Raw genomic sequence first — 3,237 nt, forward strand, 5'->3', positions numbered from 1 at the left:
ACCGGCCCCGATGCCTTGGATTTTGTGCGGCCCGGGTGGTCCTCCCGATAAGACGGGACTATTAGAGGGTTCAACTGCGATCGCTTGAAATTGGGGACGACGGGGTTTAATGGTTTCGGCAATACCGGTAATGGTTCCCCCGGTTCCCACGCCACCGATAACGATATCTACCAGGCCATCGGTATCGGCCCAGATTTCCTCGGCGGTGGTTTCTCGGTGAATTTTCGGGTTGGCCGGGTTGCGGAACTGTTGCAAACTATAGGCGTTGGGGGTGTTTTCGACTATTTCCTCGGCCCGGGCGATCGCTCCTTTCATGCCTTGGCTACCCGGGGTTAATTCTAATTGCGCCCCGTAAGCTTTTAACATTGCCCGTCGTTCTAAACTCATGGTTTCGGGCATAGTCAGGACTAAGCGATAGCCTTTGGCCGCCGCTACCATGGCCAGGGCGATGCCGGTATTACCGGAAGTGGGTTCCACCAGAATTGTTTTATCGGGGTGAATTAGTCCGGCGGCTTCAGCGTCCTCCACCATACTGACCCCGATGCGATCCTTAACCGAGGCGGCGGGGTTCATACTTTCCAGTTTGACGACGATGCGGGCTTTTACTCCCTCTGCCACTGGGATTCGATTCAGTTGGACTAGGGGAGTCCGTCCTACCAATTGGGTGATGTCTCTTGCGATCGGCATAATCCCACTTGCTTTGTATTTGTTGGCTATTTTTGATTATATATGTATTTAAGATGTTTTACAATACTTTTTAAGTCAGAGTACACTGCAAAATGCTGGTGTTGGCACCTCTGATCACAACGTCGGCGGGGATTATCCCTGTCGATTTTTATTGCCTTGCCACTTTTTTTGTATATCGAAGCACAATCGGCAAAGTTGTCTTGGGAAATTTCTCTCAATTTAGTTAATTATTATTAGTATATAAAAGCACATTTATTTAAACAACTTAAACAAATTATTAGAGAGATGAAAAGAGCGATACTTTTTCTTAGTATCGGGTTACACATTTAAGAAAGTTTTCTGAGATTTATCCTAAAAAATTATTTTTTTGCTGGTTTTTTAGGAAACAATTTTTAATAAATAAAAGTAGGAAAATGGTCTATAAAATAATTCATGGCAAAAACGAAGTGTGTCTAGGAGCGTCAATAAACGCTAAATTCAATTAACAAGAATTGTTCCTCGATATACAAAAAAATCTGGCCAAGGGAGAGTAATTTTTTTTCAAGGACGATAGTATAGTCCCAAGAAAAAAACTCCTAGATACTTTATCGGAAAAAATAAAGAAAAGCCAGAGCAATCAACCTCGATATTTTGCCGAAACCAATCATCATTATAGGAGATGAAAACTATGGTGTTAGATGCCTTTGCCAAAGTCGTTTCTCAGGCCGATACCCGCGGGGAATACCTGAGCGAGAATCAAGTCAATGCCCTAATTGCCTTCGTCAAAGATGGTAATAAACGCGTGGATGTGGTCAATCGTCTTTCCAGTAATTCTTCTGCGATCGTTACCGATGCCGCGCGTAGTTTGTTTTCAGAACAGCCCGTTTTAGTTGCCCCCGGTGGCAACGCCTATACAAACCGTCGTGCCGCCGCCTGCTTGCGGGATTTGGAAATTATCCTGCGCTACGTTACCTATGCCACCTTCACCGGCGATGCCAGCATCCTCGATGATCGCGCCTTGAACGGTCTCCGGGAAACCTACGTCGCCCTGGGAGTTCCGGGAGCTTCTGTTGCGGCCGGAATTCTCAAGCTCAAGGACGCTTCCCTTGCCCTAGCGGCCGATCCCAACGGTATCACTCGCGGGGATTGCAGTTCTTTACTAGCAGAAGTCGCTTCTTACTTCGATCGAGCGGCGGCGGCAGTTTCCTGATGCTGTGACTTTCTTATCTCAATCCGATTAAACTTTTGTAGGAGCAATTCCATCCATGACCAAAACACCTTTAACCGAAGCGGTAGCTACTGCCGATTCCCAAGGCCGTTTTCTCAGCAGTGCTGAATTACAAGTAGCGTTCGGTCGTTTCCGTCAGGCCGCCATCACCCTAGAAGCGGTAAAAATCCTCGCCCAAAAAGCCCCCAGTTTAGCCCAAGAAGCAGCCAACGCTGTCTATCAAAAATTTCCCTACACCACCCAACTCCAGGGGCCGAACTATGCCTACGATGAGCGAGGGAAATCCAAGTGCGTTCGTGATATCGGCTACTATATCCGAATTATCACCTATGCCCTCGTGGTAGGGGGTACAGGCCCGATCGATGAATATCTAGTCGCCGGTTTGAGTGAAATTAATAGTGCCTTTGAGCTATCTCCTAGTTGGTATATCGAAGCCTTAAAATACATCAAAACCAATCACGGATTAACTGGGGATGCTGCTGTAGAAGCTAATTCCTACATTGATTATGTGATCAACGCCCTTAGCTAATTTACGTCAACATAAGCTCATATCTCCTAAATTCACCTCGGGATGAGCGCCGAGGTTTTTTTGCGTCCGTCTAACTTAGGGCTTGCTGAAAAAGTTTTTCGGTGGTGGCAGGGTGTGGGGTGTGGGGTGTGGGGTGTGGGGTGTGGGGTGTGGGGTGTGGGGAAGTGGGGTTTTATCGATTTTCAGGTGGTCAACTACCTAATTTTCAGGGAAAAAGTCCCGGAATTTTCCCCCCAATCACTCCAATGGTCGGCAATTTTTGAGAGAAAAAAAGTCTAAAAACCTTATCCAACAAGATTTTTAGATTTATTCAGCAAACCCTAACTTAGTCCTCCTCGGGAACCTACCCCAACAAAAAAACCATCTTGGGTAAGATGGTTAAACACAACGAGTATAAACCGACAAACTTGACTTTAGACTGCTTTTTCTGGCCCGGTAGCGACGGGCAGCTCCGTGGTACTGTACTCTGTCCAAGAACCCTCATAAATTCGCACCTTGGGATAACCGAGCAGATGTTTGAGGACAACATACTGTAAAGTCGCTTCCCGTCCCGTACTGCAACTGACAATAATATTATCCGAGGGCTTGATGTTGCGTTGGGCAAGAATCTTCCTGATTTCGTCTAAAGATTTCAATTTATGGGGATTTTTCAGGGATTCATCCGGATTATTCGCTTCCGTAAAAGTCGGCCAGGGTATATTTTTCGCCCCCGGAATTTGACATCCTCACCGCCGTAAACGGACGGTGATTCCCAAACCTCACGATTTAGGTTTCTGCTTCTTTCCCTTGCGGGGTTCCGCACCTGCCTTAACAG

4 protein-coding genes and 1 pseudogene are annotated in these 3,237 nt (G+C 46.7%); 3 read left to right on the top strand and 2 right to left on the bottom strand.

The features are described from left to right. A partial coding sequence (locus tag PX482_RS00495) for a PLP-dependent cysteine synthase family protein (RefSeq protein WP_288121946.1) occupies positions 1-687 on the bottom strand: 687 nt, incomplete at its 3' end. Between the two features lie 670 nt (positions 688-1,357). Here PX482_RS00495 and cpcB point away from each other — a divergent pair. From cpcB to PX482_RS00510, 3 genes are read left to right on the top strand one after another with little or no spacing between them, the layout of a single operon-like run. Next, positions 1,358-1,876: a C-phycocyanin subunit beta gene (gene cpcB / locus PX482_RS00500; RefSeq protein WP_002733930.1), complete on the top strand. Its 519-nt coding sequence runs from the start codon at positions 1,358-1,360 to the stop codon at positions 1,874-1,876. Positions 1,877-1,931: 55 nt separating this feature from the next. Beyond that, entirely contained in the window at positions 1,932-2,423 is a 492-nt protein-coding gene (gene cpcA / locus PX482_RS00505; protein WP_002762687.1) for a C-phycocyanin subunit alpha, read from the top strand. 42 nt (positions 2,424-2,465) lie between these two features. Next, on the top strand, positions 2,466-2,702 hold the full coding sequence (locus tag PX482_RS00510; protein ID WP_012267568.1) for a hypothetical protein: 237 nt from the start codon (positions 2,466-2,468) through the stop codon (positions 2,700-2,702). Between the two features lie 134 nt (positions 2,703-2,836). Here the strand turns inward: PX482_RS00510 and PX482_RS00515 are convergent. Further along, positions 2,837-3,139 (bottom strand): annotated as a pseudogene (locus PX482_RS00515) (sulfurtransferase); the annotation flags it as partial. Between the last annotated feature and the right edge of the window lie 98 nt (positions 3,140-3,237).

Origin of the sequence: Microcystis sp. M53602_WE12, assembly GCF_030065455.1 — a bacterium.
GTDB lineage: Bacteria > Cyanobacteriota > Cyanobacteriia > Cyanobacteriales > Microcystaceae > Microcystis > Microcystis aeruginosa.